This is a genomic window from Streptomyces sp. NPDC047841 (genome assembly GCF_040704085.1).
In the GTDB taxonomy this organism is placed as follows: Bacteria; Actinomycetota; Actinomycetes; order Streptomycetales; family Streptomycetaceae; genus Streptomyces; species Streptomyces argyrophylli.
This window is the reverse complement of the sequence record NZ_JBEYRP010000028.1, coordinates 15,959-36,298: the sequence shown is the minus strand read 5'-3', so window position 1 is coordinate 36,298 and position 20,340 is coordinate 15,959. Positions and strand designations below refer to the sequence as shown.

The window sequence follows — 20,340 nt, the reverse complement described above, 5'->3', positions numbered from 1 at the left end:
GACGCCGACGTCTGCGTGCCGGGACCATCCCCGCACGCGCGGGGAGCACTCCATGCGCGGCCCGAACAGCGACAGCGAGGGGGGACCATCCCCGCAGGCGCGGGGAGCACACTCACTGACCTGCATTCTTACCGCGCCATCGACTCCTCTTCCATGACTTTCATCGAATCCGGTGTAGCGCCCAAAGCGCACTTCCGAGACGGAATGCCGTCATCCCTCAATGCGACGAGAGACGCGGGCGGCAGCCCTCACAGGCGTGAGCGGACGCGGCTCAAGCGTCGAGGCTTGGCGGCCGGGGCTATCCCCGCACGCGCGGGGAGCACACCGCAGGACGGTAACCGCCCCGGACGTGCATGGGACCATCCCCGCGGGCGCGGGGAGCACGTGAGCCGGTGCCGCTTGTACTCGGCGCGGAGGGGACCATCCCCGCGGGCGCGGGGAGCACCCGAGCCGGCGCATGGCCATGAGCACCATGCGGGGACCATCCCCGCACGCGCGGGGAGCACATCACCGTCGCTGAGGCCGCCGTCCTCCAGTCGGGACCATCCCCGCACGCGCGAGGAGCACGACGACCCGTTCGATGTGCTGGCCGGTGTGCTGGGACCATCCCCGCACGCGCGGGGAGCACACTCACTGACCTGCATTCTTACCCTGCCATCGGCTCCTCTTCCATGACTTTCGCCGACTCCGGCATACCACCCAAAACGTGCTTCCGAGACGGACTGCGGTCACCATCAATGCGACAAGAACCCCGGTACAGGGGAGACGGGACCATCCCCGCACGCGCGGGGAGCACTTCGGCGGCTGCCTCGCGGTGGGGGGCGGTGGACCCATCCCTGCATGCGCGGGAAGCACTGGACCGGCTAATCAGCCCACTACAGCATCCCGGGACTATCCCCGCGGGCGCGGGGAGCACTTCGGCAGAGCATCCGGCACGCCGGCCTCCCCGCGGGCGCGGGGAGCACCTCTACTCGATCAAGGCCGCCCGGCTCCGCCGGGGACCATCCCCGCGGGCGCGGGGAGCACCCACCGTCGGCCGTCACCGCCATGGAGTACGTGGGACCATCCCCGCGAGCGCGGGGAGCACAGGCTGAGCACGGTGGGACCCGACCCGGCCCCGGGACCATCCCCGCGGGCGCGGGGAGCACCGGTTGACCGCGGCCCGGGCGGCGGTGTCCGGGGGACCATCCCCGCGGGCGCGGGGAGCACTGAATGCCCGGGGCGTCGGCCGCGTTGGGCACGGGACCATCCCCGCGGGCGCGGGGAGCACTTGCGTGGCGCGCGGGGAGCACCTCCTGGAGAACGTCTGTGCGTGCTCGCGCTTGGGACCTCCCTGCGGGCGCGGGGAGCACACACCGCCGACCGTCTGCGGCACGCCGCGGTCGGGGCCATCCCCGCACGCTCGGGGAGCACCCGGGCAAGGTGACCACCAGCTTGCGCTGGATGGGACCATCCCCGCACGCACGGGGAGCACTCGGCGGGATTGGCCAAGTCATGGTCGGTGTTACGAGCGCGCGTTGACGTTGTTGGCCGTGACCGGCCTGTCATCGCGTGCTGCCCTTGATGTTGCGGCATAGCGAGCCTTTCCCTGCCCGAACCGTAGGTGCACCTTTCGTGTGCTCGGTGGCGGGCCTCGTTGTCGGCAACACAAGGGATTCCCGTGCCGTCCGCTTCCTCCGCTGTGTCCGATTCCGGTCGACCTGTTCCGTCAAGCCTGTGGCGGAACGCAGACTTCCGCAGACTCTGGATGGGCCAGACAGCCTCCCAACTCGGTGAACAGGCAAGTCTGGTGATTCTGCCGCTCTTCGCCGTCCTGACGCTCAACGCCAGTCCTGGCCAGCTGGGCGTCCTTCGCGCAGTGGGGCAGGCGCCGATCCTGTTGCTCTCGCTCTTCGTCGGCGCGTGGGTGGACAGGTGGCGGACCTGCACGACGATGGTACTCACGGATGTCGGTCGGGCCCTGGCCCTGGGCGCCGCTGCCATGGCCAGCCTCTTCGGCTGGCTCGGGCTGCCCACCCTGCTTGCGCTCGCCTTCGCTGTCGGGGCTCTGTCAGTGTTCTTCGACGTGGCATACCAGGCGTCTCTCGTGCGACTGGTGAAACGCGACCAACTGGTGCAGGGCAACAGCGCGCTCGAGGGCAGCCGGTCCGCGGCGCAGATCGGCGGTCCCGCTCTCGGCGGTGCGTTGGTGTCTCTGTTGTCGGCGCCGATTGCCGCCACCTCCAGCGCGCTGTTTTTCGCGCTGTCGTTCCTGTCGATCCGGCGGATCCGCCGAGCCGAATCGATCCCGGAGCGCCCGGAACACTCCCCTCGAATCTGGCAGCGGATTCATGAGGGCCTGCGTTTCGTCGCCAGCGATGCTGTGCTTCGGACCGTATGCCTGGCCTCGGCAGTCTTCCAGTTCTCCTTCGCGGCCGTGATGACCGTCTATCTGCTCTTCCTGCCGCGGGACCTGCACCTGTCGGGCACCGTCGTCGGGCTGGCGCTCACGGCGGCGGGACCGGGAGCGCTCCTAGGCTCGCTGCTGGCCGCCCGCCTGCCGAGCCGATTCGGTCATGGCGCGGTGCTCGTGTGCGCGGCGGCACTCGGCGACGGCGTGTTCCTGTACGTGCCCGCGCTGCACGGCCCTGCCACGGTGACGGTTCTCGCGCTCCTTGCGGTCGGCTTCGTGTTCGGGTGCGGCGGCCAGTTGGTGAATGTCACGGTCATGGCCGTCCGGCAGGCTGTCACTCCGGACGGGATGCAAGGCCGCGTGGCCGCGACCATCACGTTTGTCGGCATGGGGATGACCCCGCTCGGTTCTCTGGTCGGCGGATTTCTCGCGGAGGAGTGGGGGCTGCGCACCAGTCTCCTGGTGACGGCCGCAGGCATGCTGCTGTCCCCAGCGGTGATGGCTCTGTCCCCGCTCGCACGCCTGGGACGGGAGCTTCCGGCCTCACACGACGCGCCGCCGATGGCCGCCCACCCTGAAGCCCAGGAGATGTCCCTCCGCGACACTGATGAGGCTCATGATGCAGCCACTGAAACCGGTTGATGACAAGAGGCCAGGGCCGCTAGACCGTCCGGCGATCTGGCCGCAGGGCAGTTGCGAACGTGGCTCGAGAACTGGCGGGCCAAGGCCGGTCCGAGCAGCAAGGTCCACGAAGTCCGTTCTGAATGAATCACGGCCCGGTTCGTCGGGAGTGGTCCCCAGCACCCGAGGCGGCCGATACCGTGGAGAGAGACGCCAGTTCTGCCCCTGGAGCCCTCGATGAGCGAACAGCCGGCACCCGCCGACCACGCCCGGCAGCAGCTGGAGCCCGCCGCCGCCGACGGGCTGCGCGCGTACGCGGCCCGGACCCGCGAGAGCGCCGATCAGCTCGCCTCCGTCCTGGAGGACATCGCGGCCAACGGCCTGCCTGCGGTGGAGGACTGCATGCCGTGGGAGGAGCTGCGCGAGGCTCACCTCGCCCGGCTCGCCGCCCAGCGCCCGGCCGTCGCCTGATGCCCGCACCGCACGGCCCGCGACGCGCTCGGATCGCCTTCTCCGACTTCGCTGCCAAGCAACTGGACGCCATCACCAGCGAAGCCGAGCTGCACGCCCTGGACCGCGCCCTGGTTGTCATCTCCGTCGACCCAGAGGCCGGCGAACCGCTCCCCGGCGACAGCAGCGGGCCGCGGCTGCGCCACTACGTCGACGACGTCGAACGCGTCCGTCTCGTGTACTGGGTGACGGCGTTGAAGACTGTGGTGGTCGTGGCCTTCATTGAGGTGTAGCAGCCGCCCGCTGTTCCGGGTGTTGCTCGTGCTCCTGGTCGCGCTGCCCGGATGCTGCATCGTGGCTTCGGAGGCAGCGCAGCATTCGCACGGTCCGGCCGACACACGGGTGCTGCTCGTGCAGCAAAGCCGGCCTCACCGTGCAGCAGACGGTCGCCTACCCAGCTGCTCCCGCTGCCGCCGGCGCACACCACCCAGACGCGAACGCGCCTGCACCGCGCACTCCAAGTACACGTCGACGTCCTCGCTGCCCTCGCAACGGGCGACCTCGTACGCGCCCTTCATCGCCTCGAAGGCGGTCACCACGGGCAGGGCGCGACCTCGTACGCCCCGGCCGCCATGTCCAGGTAGTGGGCGAAGCCAAAGTTGTAGCTGGGAGACGAAGCCGGCCGCGACGGTTGGGTCCACCGCGGCAACTACCACCCGGTCGCCGACGGCTGGCTGACGCAGGCCCTCGCCGACCGACCGGGGCAAAAACGCCGACCCGGCCGCCGACGGCGAGCTGAAGTTCGCCTGCCGCCTCGCCCAGGCCGAAACGGAGGTTATCGATGCACTCACCGCCTGGCTGAAGCACAGCCTCGCGCCCGCCGAAAACTGGCGGAGCGGATGAGGTCGGCGCCTGGTGCGCGCGGCCGACCAGGTGGTGGCCTGCTGGGGGGAGATGACCGGCTGCGGCACCAGGTACCAGGACCTGACGGCCGACGGCTCGCTCGCCCGTCGTTTACGGGACTCTATCCTTGCGTGGATCCTGTTTCAGTCCCGCGAGGAAAAATCGCTGGTCAGAGCCCTTCAGGGTCTGTCAACGGGACTGACGGGACTCAGCACGCAGGTTATGTAGATCAGGCGCGCGCGTATGCGCGCGTACGTACTTCTGTAGTACGACTACTGCTATGCAGCTCATATATGGGACTTTGAGTCCCGTCAGTCCCGTGGAACCAGGGACGCAGCCCCTGACCTGCCCTTTTGTGCGCGGGATCGAAGCGGGACTCAGCACAACGCTAGCCCCCGACCAGGTGTTCTCCTTGCCGTTGGACTCCGGCTCTACGGGGCTGACGGGACTGAACGTTCAACACAGGATGTTGCGTGTGCTGCGATGACGGGGTGTGCGCTAGCCTCTGATCGCAAGCGGATACTTCAGTCCCGTCAGTCCCGTTGGCCCCGTCTCCAGGGGCCACTGGACAGGTGACTCAGTGTCCGCGCAGTTGATGCGGAATGAAGAAGACCAGCGAGGACAAGGACACTCGAGTGCCCGGCCAGTTTGCGGCAGGCTCGTCAGGACCCAGAGAAGTCCGGTGCGGCCGAGGCATGCACGAGCCCCGCAGGACCATGCGTACCGCTCTTGTTGTACCTACTGGTCCTCTCGACGCGGGCTTTCACAAGGGACGCTCATGAGCAGTGCCGAGCCGGCACGCTTCGATGCCGTGGCCGCCGCCGAACAGATCCGCCAGACGACTCTCGACCTCGGCCTGCACGGAGACCAGACGCTTCTGCCAGCGCAGGCAGGAAGTGAGGGCCTCCGACGAGTCCCCCCGGCAGGCCTGCTGCCCGACGAGCTGACCGACCGAGGTAACGCCAAACTGTTCGCGCGTCTGTACAGCGACCGCTTCCGGCACGTGGAAGGCCTGGGCTGGTACTCGTGGGACCAGTACCGGTGGAAGCGCACCGGAGGGGAAAAGGGCGCGATGTGGGCGGCCGGTGACATGGCCGAGCAGATGCCCCGCACCGATCCGCATGGGCTTTTCAGCGACCGCGAAGTAGCCGCGCACCGGCGCCGCACCCAGTCAACGTCGGGTGTCAAGGCCCTGCTTCAGCAGGCGCAGGCCGCCCCGGGACTCAGCCTTGACCCGGACTCCATGGACGGGGACATGTACGCCCTGTGCACCCCGGGCGGCGTTGTTGACCTGCGGACTGGCGAGCTGCGAAAGCCTGACCCTCTGACGGACATGCACTCCCGCGCCACGACCGTCGGCCCAGAGGACATGCCTCTGCCCCGTTGGCGCGGCTTCCTGCGCGACACCTTCGGTGACGACGCCAAGGGCCAGGAGACGATCACGTTCCTGCACCTGCTGCTCGGCTACTCCGTCACCGGTGACGTAGGTGCTCAGATCCTGCCCTTCCTGTACGGGTCCGGAGCTAACGGCAAGTCCGTGCTACTTGAGGTGATGATGCAGGTCCTCGGCGACTACGCCAACGCAGCGCCGCCCGGCTTCCTGATGGAGAAGGGCAAGTTCACCGAGCACAGCACCGAGCTGACCGAACTGCACGGCCGGCGCATCGTCGTGTGCTCCGAACTCAAACCGAATGACAAGTTCAACGAGGCCCGCGTCAAGCTGCTCACCGGCGGCGACACCATCACGGCCCGCCGCATGCGCCAGGACTTCTTTACTTTCCGGCCCACGCACAAGCTGTGGCTCCTGGGAAACCACCGGCCCGAGGTCGGCACCGGCGGCTACGCCTTCTGGCGCCGTATGAGGATCATCCCCTTCGAACGGAAAGTTCCCGACGAACTCAAGATCGATAACCTCGCTCAGGAACTCGTCCGGGATGAAGGCCCCGGTATCCTGAACTGGCTCATCCAGGGCGCGCAGAAATACCTTGCCACCAGGGACCCGCTGCACGGACCGGCTAGCGTACGGCTGGCCACCGAAGCCTACGAGAAGACCGAGGACCACATCGGTCGGTTCATCGCCGAGCGCTGCACCAAGGGCGAAGGCGGCCAGCCCAATCCCGAGCTGCGCGTCGAACAGAAGCTCCTGTACGAGACCTACGGACGCTGGTGCTCCGACGAAGGGATCCGTCCCGCCACGAGCCGCGCCTTCGCCAGCCGCATCCGCCAGGAACTCGGCCTGGCCTCCCCGGCCGAGATGATCAAGAACAACGACCGCAAGCTCTACCCCGGCCTGGCCCTCCTTGCCACCGGGACAGAACCCGGCGAATGACGCTCCGGACAGAGCCCGACGGCCCCTTGCCCCGGACTCTTGCGATAATTGCCAGAATCAGACGACCAGCGGTGAGTGCGCCGCATGAGCCGGCCAGAGGCCGGCTTACGGGACAGGAGGGGCTGCGGCCATGAGCTCGATGCTGCAAGACAGCCAGCTCACCGACGAAGCCGATGTGGTCTGGCTCGAGGACCCGGACAATCTCGACTACGTCCGGCAGGCCCTGGACAAGGTGCCCACGCGCAAGGGCAAGCCCCGATACTCGCGCGATGGTCGGCTCGTCGGCTATACCAACCTCCAGGCGGGCGCCGCCAGCGATCCCGACTCCGGACTGTTCGCCCGCCGCTCGTTCTTCCTCTTGCCTCACGACCGCGACAAGCAGCCTCACGGGCCGTACGCCGTAGGCGCCCCAGGGGAAGCCGTCGACCCCCGCACCATCGAGCCAGGCAAAGTCGGCGCCAAGACACTGCGCTCGCAGAAAGGCCAGGCGGCAGAGATAGCAGCAGCCAGCCGGTAGACGACGACAGTCAGTACGACTGCGTGACACGGGACTGACGGGACCGACGCATCCACATAGCTGAGAACTGGCCACGGGATGCTGCGGCCTGGACGGACGCGAATACCGAATTGTCAGTCCCGTCAGTCCCGTGGCTGCCTGACACCCATCGCCCGACCTGCTGCCGCGCGCCAGTACGGCACGCGACAGCACCCGCTTTCACTCCGCCCCGCCCGCAGACGGTCCCTGTTTCGCGGCGGTGGCGGGGCTGCCGATCGAGGCGCATGAGGCCTCCAAGGGCCGCGACGCGGAACGATCTACCACGCGCCACGTTCGTGCCGCCATGCTTCGGCCCCTGCCGTGCCACCTCCCATTCGGCGGCGGGCTCTCTTGGCGTATTGCCTGTAGAAGACGGCTACGCCTCCACGGTAGGAGCCGCCCCGGTGGTGTGCGGCATGGAGTACGTGCCGTCATTGCAGAGAGCGGTGGCGCCGCTCCCGGCTCCCACGGAGCCTCCCGAGGAGTTGGGGGCCGAGCTCTATCCAGGTACCGCTCCAGCTTCCCCAGGGCAGCGTGCCGCCGGCCGGCCGGGCCGGGGCACTGGTGTGGATGGCCGCCGCGAGCTGGCCGATGCGGCGGAAGATCCGGCGCTGCTCCTTGGGCGGGTACGTGGCGCCGTGCAGGGACTGGCCCCACCGCGGTGAGCACGACGGCCCGCAGCTCCGTATTGGCGGCGACCAGGCGGGGCGCGGCCGTGCCGAGCCCGGCAACCCAGCCACGGAGGGCGGCAACTTCGCGCTGGTGGAGGACAGGCCGCCATGGAAGGCGCTGTGAGAGCGGCGGGGATCTCGGGTACGGTCACCGTGGTGAACCATGGACGAGCGCTGTTGCGGCTCTGTTCGGGCCTGACTTACTCTGGTCGGGTAGCGGTGGGGTGCAGGCGCTAGTCTCGCTCGGCATGATCTTGCTGAGTGATCCGCGAGTGATCGATATTCCGGTGTCGGACTGCGGTGAGCCTCTGGCGGAGATCGCCACGGCTACGACCGTCATGCTGGATCCGCGAGAACGCGACGAGCACGGAGCGTACGGACGTGTCAGGACCGGCGTGCTCGCACGCCTGCGCGCAGCCTCCGAGGGGCTTCCTGCCGGCATCAGATTCCTTGTGATCGAGGGCCATCGCAGCCCGATCGAGCAGGCTCGTCGGTTCGCACTCTATGAGGACCGCCTGCGCCGCGCGGGCGTCAGTGACCCCGCAGAGCTTCGGCGCCGGGCCAGCGCGTTCGTCTCTCCGGTGGAGGTGGCCCCGCACTGTGCCGGCGCGGCTGTGGACCTCACGCTTGTCGAGGCCGATGGCGCGGAACTGGACATGGGCGGCGCGGTGAACGGACACCGCACGGGCGACGAGCGGTGGTGTCCTTTTGATGCTGCGGGCCTGTCGTCGACCGCGCGTGACAACCGCGATCTGATGGCCTGGTGTCTGCGGGAGGAGGGTTTCGTCAACTATCCGAGCGAGTGGTGGCATTGGTCCTACGGGGACCGCTACTGGGCACTTATCACCGGAGCCCCCGCCGCCGTCTACGGACCCGTATGACTCCCCTGCGGACGCCCTCCGACGACGCTGCGGCATAGGCTCTGGCGCACCATGACCGATCACCACACCTACGGCACCAGCACCCACACCGTGAGCGAGTTGGTCCGGCTCGTCGGCGACCGCCTGGGGCTGGTCTTCACCGAGCGCGACAGCGACTACCGGGGCGTCTACCACCTCGCCGGCACCTGCAACGAGCGGATCGAGATCCAGCCCAACCCGATCCCCGGCGACGACGAGGAAGACGACCTCTATGCCCCGCACCACCCCTCGGTTCCAGTGCTGTTGCTCACCACCACACCCTCGCCCCATCCAGCCCTGCAGGCCCGCCTGGAATCCATCGAAGGGCTGACCCTCCTGGACCACGAGACAGTGTGACCCGCCAGCAAAGAAGAGGCTGAGTACGGGTACTCACGCGTATCCCCGCCGACGGCGGCACCCTGCACCCATGACCGACGCCTTTGCAGTCCCGGAACGCCGGCGCCCTTGGTGGCACCGAACACACCCAGGTGTGGACCTTGCCTTCGCCATCCCGCTGTTGCTGTTCGAGGCCGCCTGGATGGTGCTGGACTGGATATAGGGCCATGGTCTTCAGGTATGGGCAGCGCAAGGGCGAGCAAGCACGGATCGACGCCGTCGACCTCGCCCACATCGCGCGGGTACGGGTGCTGCTGGTTGCCGTACTCATCCTGGCAGTCTTGCCGCGATCTTCCAGGCCCGCTGAAACGGTGATCGGCCCACCTGCTGGTTGCTCTCTTGGCGGCCGGATCGCTGACGGCCGCGCAGCACGAGTGGGACCACAGGCACGCCCCGCCATCCGAATGCATCCGCTACAGCGCGAACTGCTGAGACGCCGCAGACCGATTGGCCACCCCCACGGGGGTGGGCCAGTAATCCTGGACCGACGGCGCGGCGACTGTCTGCCGACTGCTGCAAAGCCCCACCAGACGTACGGCTCACGCGTCGTGCTCCCCGCGTTCAGAACGAGTCGCCGCCGCATCCAGCGACCGGTCCGGCGGCCCGATCGGCGGGCCGGGCTGTTACTCACTTTCGGGTGAGTGCGCTCGTCGCGGTGGGGTGGCGCAGCCCGGCGATGCGTCGCTTGAAGGCCGGTAGTGCCAAGGGTCCGGCATCCGATGCCTCACCGGTCTGCCCGATTCAGCCGATCAGTGGTCATTGCAGGTGAGTGTTACAGAAATCTGCTCAATCTGTAACGAGCTTCGTCGATCCCTCACGGTTCGAGGCGCGGGCCGGAAGGTGTGGGTGTGCGGCCGACCGGCTGCGCACCAGCACAACGCACCGGGCTGAACCGTGGCTTCGATGCCGCGGGTTCGGTTGGGTGTGCGCACCTTGAAGGGGGACCTTCGTGTCCGTTTCTTCTTCCGTCCGTCGTGTGACCGCCGTCGCCGGTGTGGCTGCTGCGGTGGTGGGGGCGGTGGCGTTGCCGGCGTCGGCCGACGATCACCGCCACGGCCGCCAGTACCGCGCGGTGGTGTACATCAGCGATGTGCAGTACGACTCCCCGGGCCGGGACGACCGTTCCAACCGCTCGCTGAACGGGGAGTGGGTGGAGCTGACCAACGACTCGCGGCGGGCGGTGAACCTGGGCGGCTGGACCCTCTCCGACGAGGACGGCCACCCCTACACCTTCGACTACTACCGGCTGAACGGCCGCGCCACCGTCCGCGTCCACACCGGCATCGGCCGTGACACCAGGTCGGACGTGTACCAGGACCGGCGGGCGTACGTGTGGGACAACCACTCCGACACCGCGACCCTGCGCAACGACCGCGACCGGTTTGTCGACGAGGCCTCCTGGGGTCACCGCGATCACCGCGACGACGACCGGCGTCACAGCGGTGACCACCGCGAAGGACACCGCAACTGACCTCATGCGGCGGTAGATGACGCCGGCCCGCAAGACAGGCGTGTCCACGGTGGGTCGCCTCGTGCGGGGGCGGCCCACCCTCCTTACGCGCCTATCAGGGTCAGCCGGGTGCAGTAGCCGTCCCACCCTATTCCTGCGCGCGTCGCGTTCCGGGGCCGGCGCCCGAGGGTGCCGCGGCCGGACTGGCCGGGGCGCGGATCCTGTGCCGGGGCCATGGGGCCGGCCTGCGGGCCAGGCGGTTGCACCGGCGCAGGTCGGGCGCCGAGTCCGAGGGCTTTCCGGCGGGCCGGCCGGCAGTCGGGTGGACGCGTTCAGGGGGTTACGAGGCGCCGCAGGGTGTGTCGTTATTGCGCAGGCTGTGAGTGGTGTCGTTGAGCTGGTAGGAACGCAGGTCGCTGATGGTGCCGCCCTCCCGTCCGACGCAGACGTGCCGGCCGAAATAGTTGTCCTTCTGGTAGACGCGCGCGGTGCGGCTGCTGTTGTTGATGATGGAGCTGCCCTTGCCGCGGATGTAGTCTGGCAGGTGCCGCACCGAGCCGTCGACGGCGCGTTTGACGTAGGGCTGGCCGTTGAAGTTGATGTCGGGGTAGATGCAGACGAACCCGCGCGGGCAAGCGATCTGACCGAGATGGCGACCGGCCGCGCCCGCCATGCGGCCGGCGGCCATGCTTCATGTCGGCAGACTCGCCCGGCCATGAACAGGCCTCGCGCGGCACCCCCGTCTCGGCACGGAAGCCGGTTTCTTCGACGGCCCCGTTCACCGGGGTGTCCGCTGCCGCTGGAGGACCGGGTGCCGCCGGTTGCCGTCCGGGGCCTCCGTCATCAGCGTTCCATTGACGTCGGCTCAGCACAATCGTGGTTGTCTCCGGCCTCGTCCGTCCCTAGCCTCGTTCTTGGCCTGAGGACCGCGGGGTGAGCCGGCAGTGTCACAGCCAACTGTTCCGCGCCACCTTCATTCCTGCTTCGAATCGGCTCTGTGCGCCGAGGCGATCCATGATGGCGGACATCTGCCGGCGTACCGTGCGCAGTCCGATTCCCAGTCGCTTGGCGACGGCCTCGTCCGTCATGCCCTGGGCCAGTAGGGTCAGCAGCTTGTGCTGGATCTCCGTCAGACCGTGGTCCTCGTGCATGTTCTGGCCTCTGCTGTACGGGACGGCGGCGGTCCATGCCAACTGGTACGTCGCGACCAGAGTGGCGACGATGCCGGGTTCGCGCGTGATGAGCGCGCCGGCAAGGGAGTTGTCCGGATCCATCGGCACGACAGCGACCCTCCGGTCGAAGATCAGCATGCGGGGTGGTAGCACGGGGGCGGTGCGTACCTGTCCCCCCTGCTCGACCAGCCACTCCGCGTAGGTACGCGTCGGCTCGTCGTAGCGCATGGTGTCCTGATAGAGGTTGCACAGGGTGATTCCCCGTCTCAGCGCTTCCTCGTCGAGAGGGCGGGAGGCGTTGAGGCTCGCCTGGGACTGCGCGCCGCCGGGGAGCACCGCGAGACATTCGTCCTTGACCTCCTGGGCGAGGATCTCGAGTTTCGTCTCGATGGCGTCGATGCCGATCAGTCGTTCCGTGTGGTCGTACGCGAGGCCCAGGGACGCTGCGGCTTCCACCACCGCCGCCCTCATGGCAGCTAACTCCTGGATGGTTTGGGCCAGTTGCGCTTCCTGGTCGCGTATCAACTTGGTGAGGGCGACCGATACGCTCACCGCGCGGACGCTCGCTGGGTCTTCTCTCGACGGGCGGACGAGAGACAATTCGGCCAGTTCCGCGAGTGCGGCAGAGATCTCGTCTTCCTTGAGGCCGAGTGCTTCTGCGAGTTCTACGGACCGTGACTGCGACCGGCCCGCCAACCTCATGTATACCGCTTCGGCCGTCGAGCTGAGGCCCAGAACAGCTAACATCGTCACCGCGCGTTTTTCTCCTGTCTTGTTCCCTCCCCCGTTCCGCACGCCGTGCGCTGATTGTGCCCAAGCAGGACTCGTTTCAACCTAGGCGAGTTGGCCTGAAGTGGGCTGACCAGGGACGTGGCACCTAGGTGCCTCGGCACGGAGGTGCCACCAGGTGGGTATTCCATCGGCATCGGCCCGTCGGCCAGACTGCTGATCGCCGGCGACCGCCGCACCAGACGGATCGATCCCCGACCCACCAGAAGCGAGGGATCGTCCCTCTCGGGATTGTCTTGATCCCTGCCGCATCGTGAACGAGGAGTATTTCGCATGTCCAAGATCACGGGCCTCGTGGCCGCTGCCATCCTCGCCGTCGCTTCCCTCTCAGCCGTCGGAAGGGCGGCCTCCGACACCCCGACGGGAGACGGCATCGGCTGGGACTCCAGGGGATCGGTCTCGTCCCTGCACGGCTCCAGCCGGACCGCGCAGTCCGCTCTGACTTCGGATAACGTTGTCAAGTGGCTCTGACCAGGAAATCCGCCCGCCCCGGACATCACGAGACCGCGCCATGAGTCCCAAGGAGCTCACCGTGACCTCGACGGAGGGTCAGACCGCACCTCCCCGCACCGGTTTCACGCCCCGCGCGACGGACCAGCCCGTCCGGCTGGTCATTTTGGAGGAAGACCCGATTCTGCGGGCCGGGATCCGGGCGATCCTCGACTCCTACGCACAGATCGAGATCGTTGCCGACTTCGGCTCGGCGAGCCAGGCGCCCAGCCGCGCCTTGCAGACACGGCCCGATGTGCTGCTCGTCGGTGGCGCCTGCCTCAAGGACAGGGCAGAAACGTCACTGCAAGATCACGCGCTGAACGGTCGGAGGCCGGCCGTGGTGGCCTTGATGCAGCCGGACGACGCTGCCACGCTGCGCAAGGCGGTGAAGCACGCGTTCCGGGGCTTCGTGGACCGCAACACCAGTCAGCGTGACCTCGGTCCCGCCGTCCTGGAGGCACACAGGGGGCGCACCTATCTGTCCGCCTCCATCGCCGAGGTCCTGGTGGCCTGGATGGCGGACGGGATCCGGCGCGAACATCTGTCGCTGTCCCAGGTCGAGGACGCGCTGACCGAGCGTGAACTGGAGGTTCTGGAAGCCCTGGGGCACGGCATCACCAACACCGCCATCGCCCGTCGACTGCATGTCCAGGAGGCCACGGTCCGCAGCCACGTGTACCACATCCTCACCAAGCTCAACCTGCGCACCCGTACCGAGGCGGTACTGCTGGGCCACAGCTACGCGAACAGGCGTCCGGCCCTGCGGCCGCCGAGCTGAACACGCACGGCGATGACGACCGGTGGTCCGTCCCCAGGGCGGGCCACCGGTTCGGTCTTGGAAGAGCTAGTGTGCGGCGTCGGTCAGGGCGGCCGCTGCCCGAGCAGGTCGCAGCAGGACGGCGGCGGCCAGCGCCACGATTGCGGTCGCCGGGCCGAGCAGCAGCATCTGATGGACGCTGACACCGGCGAGGAGCGCGCCGGCGAAGGAGTATCCGATGCTCTGCGTGGCCACGAGGACGGTGAAGGCCTCGGACATCCGGGACTGCGGGACCACGTACCCGGGTGCTTCCGTCATCACCGAGTTCAGCGGTGCGGCGCACAGACCGAGGAGCGCGAAGCCCGCCACCAGGCCCCACCAGCCCGAGACGGTGGCGATGACCAGTGTGGCTGCCGTCATCGTGAGCAGCAGGATGACGGCCCGCACCGTGAGCCCGATCCCGATCCGAGTCGCGTACCAGGCGTAGACGAGCCCGGCCAGGGCGCTGGCCCCGCCCAGCACTGCCGTGAGGACGGCGGCCTCGGTGGTACCGCCGCCGTCGAGGGTCACCCGGGGCAGGGCGCCCACTTCGGCGGTGCCCAGGAAGTGTCCGAAGGCCATCGTCACCAGCGCCCAGAACAGGAAGGCCGGGTTGCGCCAGACACCGACCGAGTCCGGGAGGCCGGCTGCGATTTCGCCGTCCTCCTTCGCCTTGCCGGTGGTCTCATTCGCGACCTCGACAGCGGCTTTGCCGGACGGCTTCGGCCACAGCAGCAGCGCGTCGGCCAGCATGGCGGCGCCCATGGCGGCGAGGGCGTACGCGGGACCGGCCAGGGCGCACAGGACCACTACGAAGGGTGCTCCAATGACGATGAGTTCGACGAGAACCGCGTCGAGCGACAACGCGGAGCCGATGAGCCGCTGGGGCACCGTGGTGCGCAGCAGGGTCCTTATGGCGCCGCCGACCCCGAAGGTGGCCATGTTGCCGATGAGGGACGCGACGAACAGGGTCCACACCGGTGCGTGCACGACAAAGCCGCCGGCCACCGCGAGCCGACCGACACCGCCCACGGCCAGGACCCGTGGCGTCCACCGTTCGCGGCCCAGCCGCTCCAACAGGCGACTGAACAGTGGCGCGACCAGGATGCAGGGCACCGTTGTGAAGCCGACCAGCATGCCGCCCACGGCGGGGCCGCCGGTGTAGTGCGTGCTGGCCAGGACCAGGGCTAACGGAGCCATGATGGGAGGGATCCGGTACAGCATGGTGGCGGCCACCCACCGCCAGTAGGCGGCGTTCCTGATCAGTTCGGCCACCGGCCGGTCCGGAGCCGGCCGTTCCGGCGCATCGGTTGCGTCGGTCGTCATGGTTTCTCCACGGTGTTGCTGAGAGGGGTGCGTCGGCCGCGGGTGTCCGCGGCATCGGTTCCGGCCGGGACGGGCCGGTCCGGGTTGGTGGTGTACTGGGTGAGCAGCCGTTCGTACGCCGAGGCGAGGTCACGCGCCATGGTCTCGTCGAACAGGCTCGTGCGGTAGGTCAGGCCCAATTCCAGCCGGTCGCCGTGATCCTCGAGCACGAAGGCCAGCTCGAACTTCGCGTATCCGGTCGGCAGAATCACGTTCTGGTCGAGGGTCAGTCCCCCGAAGGAGCGCTCCAGCGCCTTCGCGTCCTCCAGCGCGAACAGCACCTGGAAGTAGGGACTGCGACCGGGGTACCGGCGCGGGCCCAGCTTCTCCACCAACTGGTCGAACGGCAGCGCCTGGTGTGTGTAGGCGCCGAGGCAGGTGTCGCGCACCGTGGCCAGAAGGTCGCGGAAGCTGACGTTTGCGGGCACCTGCTGGCGCAGGACGACGGTGTTGCTGACGCAGCCGATCAGCCGGTCGGTGAGCGGACCCTCCCTGTTGGCGACCGGCGAGCCCACACACAGGTCGTCGCTGCCCGAACGGAGGTGCAGCAGCGAGTAAAGGCAGGTGAGCAGCACCATGAACGGGGTGACGCCCTCGCGCCTGGCCAGCGTGTGGACGGCTTCCCGCAGGGCGGCGGGCAGGTCCACCGCCAGGCGCCGGCCGCGGTAGTCGGCGGGCTCCGGTACGGGACGGTCGAAGCCGAGGTCCACAGGCCGGGGCTCCGGATCTGCGAGCCGGCCGCGCCAGTAGTCGACCAGCCGGTCCAGGTTGTCGCCCCGCAGGTGGTCGCGCTGCCACAGGGCGTAGTTGCCGTACTGGAGCGCGGGCGGCGACAGGTCCGGTTCGCGGTCGGCGCGGAAGGCCGAGTAGCAGGCGGCGAGTTCGTCCATGAAGACGTCCACGGACACGAAGTCGACAACGAGGTGGTGAGCGGTGAACACGGCGATGTGCTCGGTCGGTGACAGGGACAGGATGAGGACGCGCAGCAACGGAGGCACGCTCGGGTCGATCGGTTGGCGTATCTCCGCTTCGCGCAGTGCCGGCACGTCGTGCGGCCGGGCCGACACGTCGGCGTACCGGACGGGGATGTCCGTGTTTGCGGCGACCAACTGGACGGGGCTGCCGCCTAGGAGGCCGAAGGAGGTGCGCAGCGACTCGTGTCGTCGGGCGATCTCCTGGATGGCGCGGTCGAACGCGTCGTGGTCCAGCGGTCCGGTCAGCCTGCACTGCCAGGCCTCGTTGTACAGCGGGATGTCCCGTGCGAGCTGGCTGAGCATGTACAGGCCCTGCTGGGTCGGTGAGATCGGTGCGGCGCGACGGCCGTCGGAGTACCGGGCGAGGGAGGCCTCGACGGCGGCGCGTCTGCGGGCCCATTGGGCCATCTCGCGGGTCTCGACCTCTTTGGCCAACTGCGCCGCTTGCGAGGCTTGTTGCCCGTCAGGTCGCTTGCCGTCGATGAGGGCGGCGAGCTGGGCGACCGTCCGGGACGCCAGCAGGTCGTTCGGGAGGATGTCGATGCCGAGTTCGCGGTGCAGCCGTGCCGCGATCTTCACCGCCTGCAGCGAGTTGCCGCCGAGGGCGAGGAACTCGTCGTCCGCGGCGACGTGGTCGAGCTTGAGCACCGATTGCCAGACCGCGGCCAGGTCCGCCTCCGTGCCCGGGCTGGGCGGCCGGCCGGCCGCCGTGCCGTCCGTGTCGCCCGGTGCCGGGGAGGACAGCGCCGCGAAGTCGACCTTGCCGTGCGCGGTGAGCGGTATCGCGTCCAGGACGGTGACGGTGGCCGGGATCATGTAGGCGGGAAGCAGCCCGGCCAGGTAGTCGTGCAGTTGAGCGGCGCGGGGGTCGTCCGGCTGGGCCGGGCGCTCTCCGGGGGCCGGTGTGACGTGGGCCCGCAGGACGGCGCTCTCGCTGCCGTCCTCGCGCCGTTCCACGGTGACCAGGGCCTGTCGCACGGCGGGATGCTGCTGAAGTACCGCCTCGATCTCGCCGGGTTCGACCCGGAAGCCGCGGATCTTCACCTGGTTGTCCGTGCGGCCCAGGAATTCCAGCTGGCCGTCCGGGAGCAGCCGCGCCATGTCACCGGTGCGGTACATACGGCTGCCGGCAGGACCGTAGGGGTCGGGCAGGAAGCGAGCCGCGGTCTCGCCGGGCGCCCGGTGGTAGCCGCGGGCCAGGGCGTCACCCGCGACGAACACCTCGCCGGCGTCGCCCTTGGCCACGGGAAGCAGCGTGCCGTCCAGGAGCCGTACGTCGGTGTTGTCGATGGCGGTGCCGATCGGCAGCAGTCCGTCCGCGCGAGGCACGGTGCGGCCCGAGTGGTGGTAGGTGGCGGTGGCGGTCGACTCGGTGGGTCCGTAGACATGGATCAGCGGGATCCTGGACTCGCGCCAGGCCAGCACCCGGTCGGGCCGCACCCGGTCGCCTCCCATCACCACGAAGCGGACCGTGTCGGGCAGGCGCTGTCCGGACTCGGTGAGTTCGTCGGCCAGCTGGTGCCAGTAGGCCGTGGTGATCTCGAAGCCGGTGACCTCGTACCGCTCCAGGACCCCCAGGAAGTGGCGGACGGTCGGAAGCGCCCGTTGATAGCCGGCCATGAGCAGCGTCGCCCCGCTGAGCAGGGCGGGAAAGATCTCCTCCAGGGCGGCGGAGAAGCTGACGGAGGCGAGCTGCAGGAACCGGTGACCGGGCCCGAGACCGAAGGTGCCGGCCGCGGCCTGCGCGAGGTTGGTGAGACCACGGTGGGTGATCAGCACACCCTTGGGCGCGCCGGTGGAACCTGAGGTGTAGATGACGCACGCCAGGCTGTCCGGGTCGGTCTCCCCCCGCGGCGGCAGCGCGGGCACACCGGCCAGCTCTGTCAATCCGGCGTCCAGCAGCAGGAGTTCGGCGTTGCCGTCCGGGAGCCGCGCCGCCGTCTCCGGTTGTGCGACGACCACGGCCGCGCCGGAGTGCTCCAGCAGGTGGCTCAGCCGGGCGGCGGGATAGTCGGGGTCGAGCGGCACGAAGGCCGCGCCCGCCTTCATGATGCCGAGCATGGCCACCGCCAGCCGTTCGGACGGCTCGAGACAGACACCCACCCGGGACTCGGCGCCGACGCCCAGCGCGACCAGCCGGTGTGCCAAGCGGTCGGCGAGAGCGTCGAGTTCGGCGAACGTGAGCTGTCCGGTGCCGGCCCCGTCGGTGCCGGAGGCCGACACCGTGACGACGGCGGTCGCGGCGGGATGCTCCCGTGCACGCCGGGCGAAGACGTCGTGCACGCCGGCGGTCTCGGACGACGTTCCGGGGGACAGCCCCGGAGTGAGCAGGTCTTGGGGCGCGGTCATGCGGTTCCATCCTCGTGGTCTGGCGCTGCGGAAGGTCGGAAAGGGGGCGTTGCGCGAGGCGCGGCCCGCGTCGCTCAGGCCGCCATCGCGGGCACGGCCTCCCGTCCCGCGGGCGGACGGTACTTTCCGGTGATGCGCGGCGCGTTGTCGAAGACGTGGTACATCCGGTCGACGATCTCGGGTGCCGGACCGGCACCCGGGCGGTCGTTGAACTCCATGATCTGCCGGGCCAGCCGGTGGAACTCGATGATGTCCGGCATCTGGAGGCCCTTGCCCAGCAGGTAGGGAAGCGCCCAGAAGTCGAAGTTGTACCCCGGCATCCACAGTGAGTTGGTCACCTGGTCGAACAGGGCGTTGCAGGCGTCCACCGCACCGTTGATGTCCATGGTGTTGTGCCGCCAGTCGTACTCCCGTCCGGAGAGCCCGAACTCGGCCGCCTGCTTCTGCACCGGCGCACGGTGGTTGTACCACCAGGGCTCGGTGCGCCAGAAGGTCGGCCCGACCTCGTTGATGAAGTCGATGGTGTTCTGGACGGTCTTCTCGGTCTCACCGGGGAACCCGGAGATGAACGAGGCGAAGGTGTCGATGCCCCGCGCGTGCAGCCGTTCGATGCCGAGCCGGTAGCGGTCAAGCGTGGCCACCTTCGACATGTTGCGCAGGATCCCGTCGTCGCCGGCCTCGATGCCGAGGAAAACCGCGCGGCACTTGCTCTCCGCCATCAGATTGTAGGTCTCCTCGTCACGGGCCGTGCCGGCGCGGAAGAAGGAGTACCACTGAAATCCGAAGTCATTGCGCGCCATCATCCGGCACAACTCCTTGAACCGGGGCCCGGGCACGTTGAAGGTGTCATCGATGAACACCATCTGCTTGACGCCCATCCGGTCGAGCTGTCGCAGTTCCCGTTCCACGGTCTCCACACTGGCCAGCGTCAACGCGCCCGCACGTACCGGGTAGTCGCAGAAGCTGCACTTGAAGGCACAGCTGCGTGCGGTGCGGGTGTGCACGGTCGGGCCGAGGCCGTCGCCGAACACGGACCAGTCCACGGCGCACTCGTCCAGCACGTTGGCCTCGGCCTTGATGCGGGTGAGTGCGTAGTCACCGGCGCCGGTGGGCAGCAGCAGGTTCGGTACGTCCTTCAGGTCGCCGCCGTCGCGCAGCGCCGCGGCGACCTGGGTGAGGGTCCACTCTCCTTGGGACTCGTTGATGTAGACGTCGGCGTCCATCCACGTCAGCACCTCGGAGAGTTCGTCCTTCTCCAGGTCCTTGAGCAGGTTGCCGACCAGGGGACCGCCCACCACGATCGTCGTCTCGGGCAGCAGCTCGCGGATGAAGCGGGTGATCTCCACGACCGGGTTCGGGATGATGTAGTACGTGGTGGTGATCGCCACGGCGCGGGGGCGCCTGGTCTGGAGGATGTCGCGGATGCGGTCCTGCTCGCAGCCGAAGAGACTGGTGCACTCAGCGGAGAAGCCGCGTTTGATGAGGTAGTTGGCCAGGTAGTGAGCGGCGAGGTTGGGTGTCTCGCCGCCGTGTATGTAGACGTTTTCGTCCAGCTTTCCCGCGCGGTGCAGGACCTTGTTCATCACGTCCATGTACGGCAGCCGTTCACCGTCGAACAGCAGATGGTCGCGCATGAACATCAGGCGCTCGGGATCCCGTGCGCCGCGGCTGCTGACCCGGTTCCACTGCTGTGAGAACGGTACGTCGTTGTAGCCGATGATCAGGCAGTCCAGGGTGGAAGTGGTGGCCATGACTGA

Annotated in this window: 17 protein-coding genes and 1 CRISPR repeat array; of the genes, 12 read left to right on the top strand and 5 right to left on the bottom strand. The window is 68.6% G+C overall.

Translation table 11 applies throughout. The annotated features are described in order from the left end of the window. Positions 1-767: 767 nt before the first annotated feature. A CRISPR array of direct repeats spans positions 768-1,474; the repeat unit is 29 nt; unit sequence GGGACCATCCCCGCGGGCGCGGGGAGCAC. Positions 1,475-1,660: 186 nt separating this feature from the next. From AB0947_RS34690 to AB0947_RS34645, 10 genes are all read left to right on the top strand, one after another. Further along, on the top strand, positions 1,661-3,034 hold the full coding sequence (locus AB0947_RS34690) for an MFS transporter (RefSeq protein WP_366754354.1): 1,374 nt from the start codon (positions 1,661-1,663) through the stop codon (positions 3,032-3,034). 216 nt (positions 3,035-3,250) lie between these two features. Further along, positions 3,251-3,484, top strand: coding sequence for a hypothetical protein (locus AB0947_RS34685; protein WP_366754353.1), 234 nt, complete (start codon positions 3,251-3,253; stop codon positions 3,482-3,484). Then, positions 3,484-3,756, top strand: coding sequence for a hypothetical protein (locus AB0947_RS34680; RefSeq protein WP_366754352.1), 273 nt, complete (start codon positions 3,484-3,486; stop codon positions 3,754-3,756). The genes AB0947_RS34685 and AB0947_RS34680 overlap by 1 nt, the downstream gene beginning before the upstream one ends. Before the next feature lie 1,388 nt (positions 3,757-5,144). Beyond that, complete coding sequence (locus tag AB0947_RS34675; RefSeq protein WP_366754351.1) at positions 5,145-6,695, top strand: phage/plasmid primase, P4 family; 1,551 nt, start codon at positions 5,145-5,147, stop codon at positions 6,693-6,695. Positions 6,696-6,825: 130 nt separating this feature from the next. Next, positions 6,826-7,212 (top strand): DUF6009 family protein, encoded by a 387-nt coding sequence (locus tag AB0947_RS34670; RefSeq protein WP_366754350.1) that lies wholly within the window; start codon positions 6,826-6,828, stop codon positions 7,210-7,212. A gap of 937 nt (positions 7,213-8,149) precedes the next feature. Continuing rightward, positions 8,150-8,782 carry a M15 family metallopeptidase gene (locus tag AB0947_RS34665; protein WP_366754349.1) on the top strand — a complete coding sequence of 211 codons (633 nt, stop codon included), beginning with the start codon at positions 8,150-8,152 and terminating at the stop codon, positions 8,780-8,782. A 51-nt stretch (positions 8,783-8,833) separates the two neighbouring features. Continuing rightward, positions 8,834-9,157 (top strand): hypothetical protein, encoded by a 324-nt coding sequence (locus AB0947_RS34660; RefSeq protein WP_366754348.1) that lies wholly within the window; start codon positions 8,834-8,836, stop codon positions 9,155-9,157. A gap of 70 nt (positions 9,158-9,227) precedes the next feature. Continuing rightward, positions 9,228-9,359 (top strand): hypothetical protein, encoded by a 132-nt coding sequence (locus AB0947_RS34655; protein ID WP_366754347.1) that lies wholly within the window; start codon positions 9,228-9,230, stop codon positions 9,357-9,359. A 176-nt stretch (positions 9,360-9,535) separates the two neighbouring features. Continuing rightward, positions 9,536-9,628: a hypothetical protein gene (locus AB0947_RS34650; RefSeq protein ID WP_366754346.1), complete on the top strand. Its 93-nt coding sequence runs from the start codon at positions 9,536-9,538 to the stop codon at positions 9,626-9,628. A gap of 517 nt (positions 9,629-10,145) precedes the next feature. Next, positions 10,146-10,667 carry a lamin tail domain-containing protein gene (locus AB0947_RS34645; protein ID WP_366754345.1) on the top strand — a complete coding sequence of 174 codons (522 nt, stop codon included), beginning with the start codon at positions 10,146-10,148 and terminating at the stop codon, positions 10,665-10,667. Positions 10,668-10,986: 319 nt separating this feature from the next. Here AB0947_RS34645 and AB0947_RS34640 read toward each other — a convergent pair whose 3' ends face one another. Continuing rightward, a complete protein-coding gene (locus AB0947_RS34640) occupies positions 10,987-11,334 on the bottom strand; it encodes a peptidase inhibitor family I36 protein (protein ID WP_366754344.1) in 348 nt (115 codons plus the stop codon). Positions 11,335-11,593: 259 nt separating this feature from the next. Next, complete coding sequence (locus tag AB0947_RS34635; RefSeq protein ID WP_366754412.1) at positions 11,594-12,565, bottom strand: LuxR C-terminal-related transcriptional regulator; 972 nt, start codon at positions 12,563-12,565, stop codon at positions 11,594-11,596. A 315-nt stretch (positions 12,566-12,880) separates the two neighbouring features. Between AB0947_RS34635 and AB0947_RS34630 the strand changes: the two genes are divergently transcribed. Together AB0947_RS34630 and AB0947_RS34625 are read left to right on the top strand one after the other, a co-directional pair. After that, positions 12,881-13,078, top strand: coding sequence for a hypothetical protein (locus tag AB0947_RS34630; protein WP_366754343.1), 198 nt, complete (start codon positions 12,881-12,883; stop codon positions 13,076-13,078). A gap of 61 nt (positions 13,079-13,139) precedes the next feature. Then, positions 13,140-13,877, top strand: coding sequence for a response regulator transcription factor (locus AB0947_RS34625; protein WP_366754342.1), 738 nt, complete (start codon positions 13,140-13,142; stop codon positions 13,875-13,877). Between the two features lie 66 nt (positions 13,878-13,943). Here the strand turns inward: AB0947_RS34625 and AB0947_RS34620 are convergent, their stop codons facing one another. From AB0947_RS34620 to AB0947_RS34610, 3 genes are all read right to left on the bottom strand, one after another. Next, positions 13,944-15,221, bottom strand: a complete 1,278-nt coding sequence (locus AB0947_RS34620; protein WP_366754341.1) for an MFS transporter — start codon at positions 15,219-15,221, stop codon at positions 13,944-13,946. After that, a complete protein-coding gene (locus AB0947_RS34615; RefSeq protein ID WP_366754340.1) occupies positions 15,218-18,583 on the bottom strand; it encodes an amino acid adenylation domain-containing protein in 3,366 nt (1,121 codons plus the stop codon). Before AB0947_RS34615 ends, AB0947_RS34620 begins: the two co-directional genes overlap by 4 nt. Before the next feature lie 74 nt (positions 18,584-18,657). After that, positions 18,658-20,334: a PhpK family radical SAM P-methyltransferase gene (locus tag AB0947_RS34610; RefSeq protein WP_366754339.1), complete on the bottom strand. Its 1,677-nt coding sequence runs from the start codon at positions 20,332-20,334 to the stop codon at positions 18,658-18,660. Positions 20,335-20,340: the final 6 nt, after the last annotated feature.

Bases quoted from the DNA above. Each gene is read 5' to 3' on its own strand.
- AB0947_RS34615 (WP_366754340.1), bottom strand. From the start codon at position 18,583: ATGACCGCGCCCCAAGACCTGCTCACTCCGGGGCTGTCCCCCGGAACG.
- AB0947_RS34620 (WP_366754341.1), bottom strand. From the start codon at position 15,221: ATGACGACCGACGCAACCGATGCGCCGGAACGGCCGGCTCCGGACCGG.
- AB0947_RS34640 (WP_366754344.1), bottom strand. From the start codon at position 11,334: ATGGCCGCCGGCCGCATGGCGGGCGCGGCCGGTCGCCATCTCGGTCAG.
- AB0947_RS34610 (WP_366754339.1), bottom strand. From the start codon at position 20,334: ATGGCCACCACTTCCACCCTGGACTGCCTGATCATCGGCTACAACGAC.
- AB0947_RS34670 (WP_366754350.1), top strand. From the start codon at position 6,826: ATGAGCTCGATGCTGCAAGACAGCCAGCTCACCGACGAAGCCGATGTG.
- AB0947_RS34635 (WP_366754412.1), bottom strand. From the start codon at position 12,565: ATGTTAGCTGTTCTGGGCCTCAGCTCGACGGCCGAAGCGGTATACATG.
- AB0947_RS34655 (WP_366754347.1), top strand. From the start codon at position 9,228: ATGACCGACGCCTTTGCAGTCCCGGAACGCCGGCGCCCTTGGTGGCAC.
- AB0947_RS34685 (WP_366754353.1), top strand. From the start codon at position 3,251: ATGAGCGAACAGCCGGCACCCGCCGACCACGCCCGGCAGCAGCTGGAG.
- AB0947_RS34680 (WP_366754352.1), top strand. From the start codon at position 3,484: ATGCCCGCACCGCACGGCCCGCGACGCGCTCGGATCGCCTTCTCCGAC.
- AB0947_RS34660 (WP_366754348.1), top strand. From the start codon at position 8,834: ATGACCGATCACCACACCTACGGCACCAGCACCCACACCGTGAGCGAG.
- AB0947_RS34630 (WP_366754343.1), top strand. From the start codon at position 12,881: ATGTCCAAGATCACGGGCCTCGTGGCCGCTGCCATCCTCGCCGTCGCT.
- AB0947_RS34675 (WP_366754351.1), top strand. From the start codon at position 5,145: ATGAGCAGTGCCGAGCCGGCACGCTTCGATGCCGTGGCCGCCGCCGAA.
- AB0947_RS34665 (WP_366754349.1), top strand. From the start codon at position 8,150: ATGATCTTGCTGAGTGATCCGCGAGTGATCGATATTCCGGTGTCGGAC.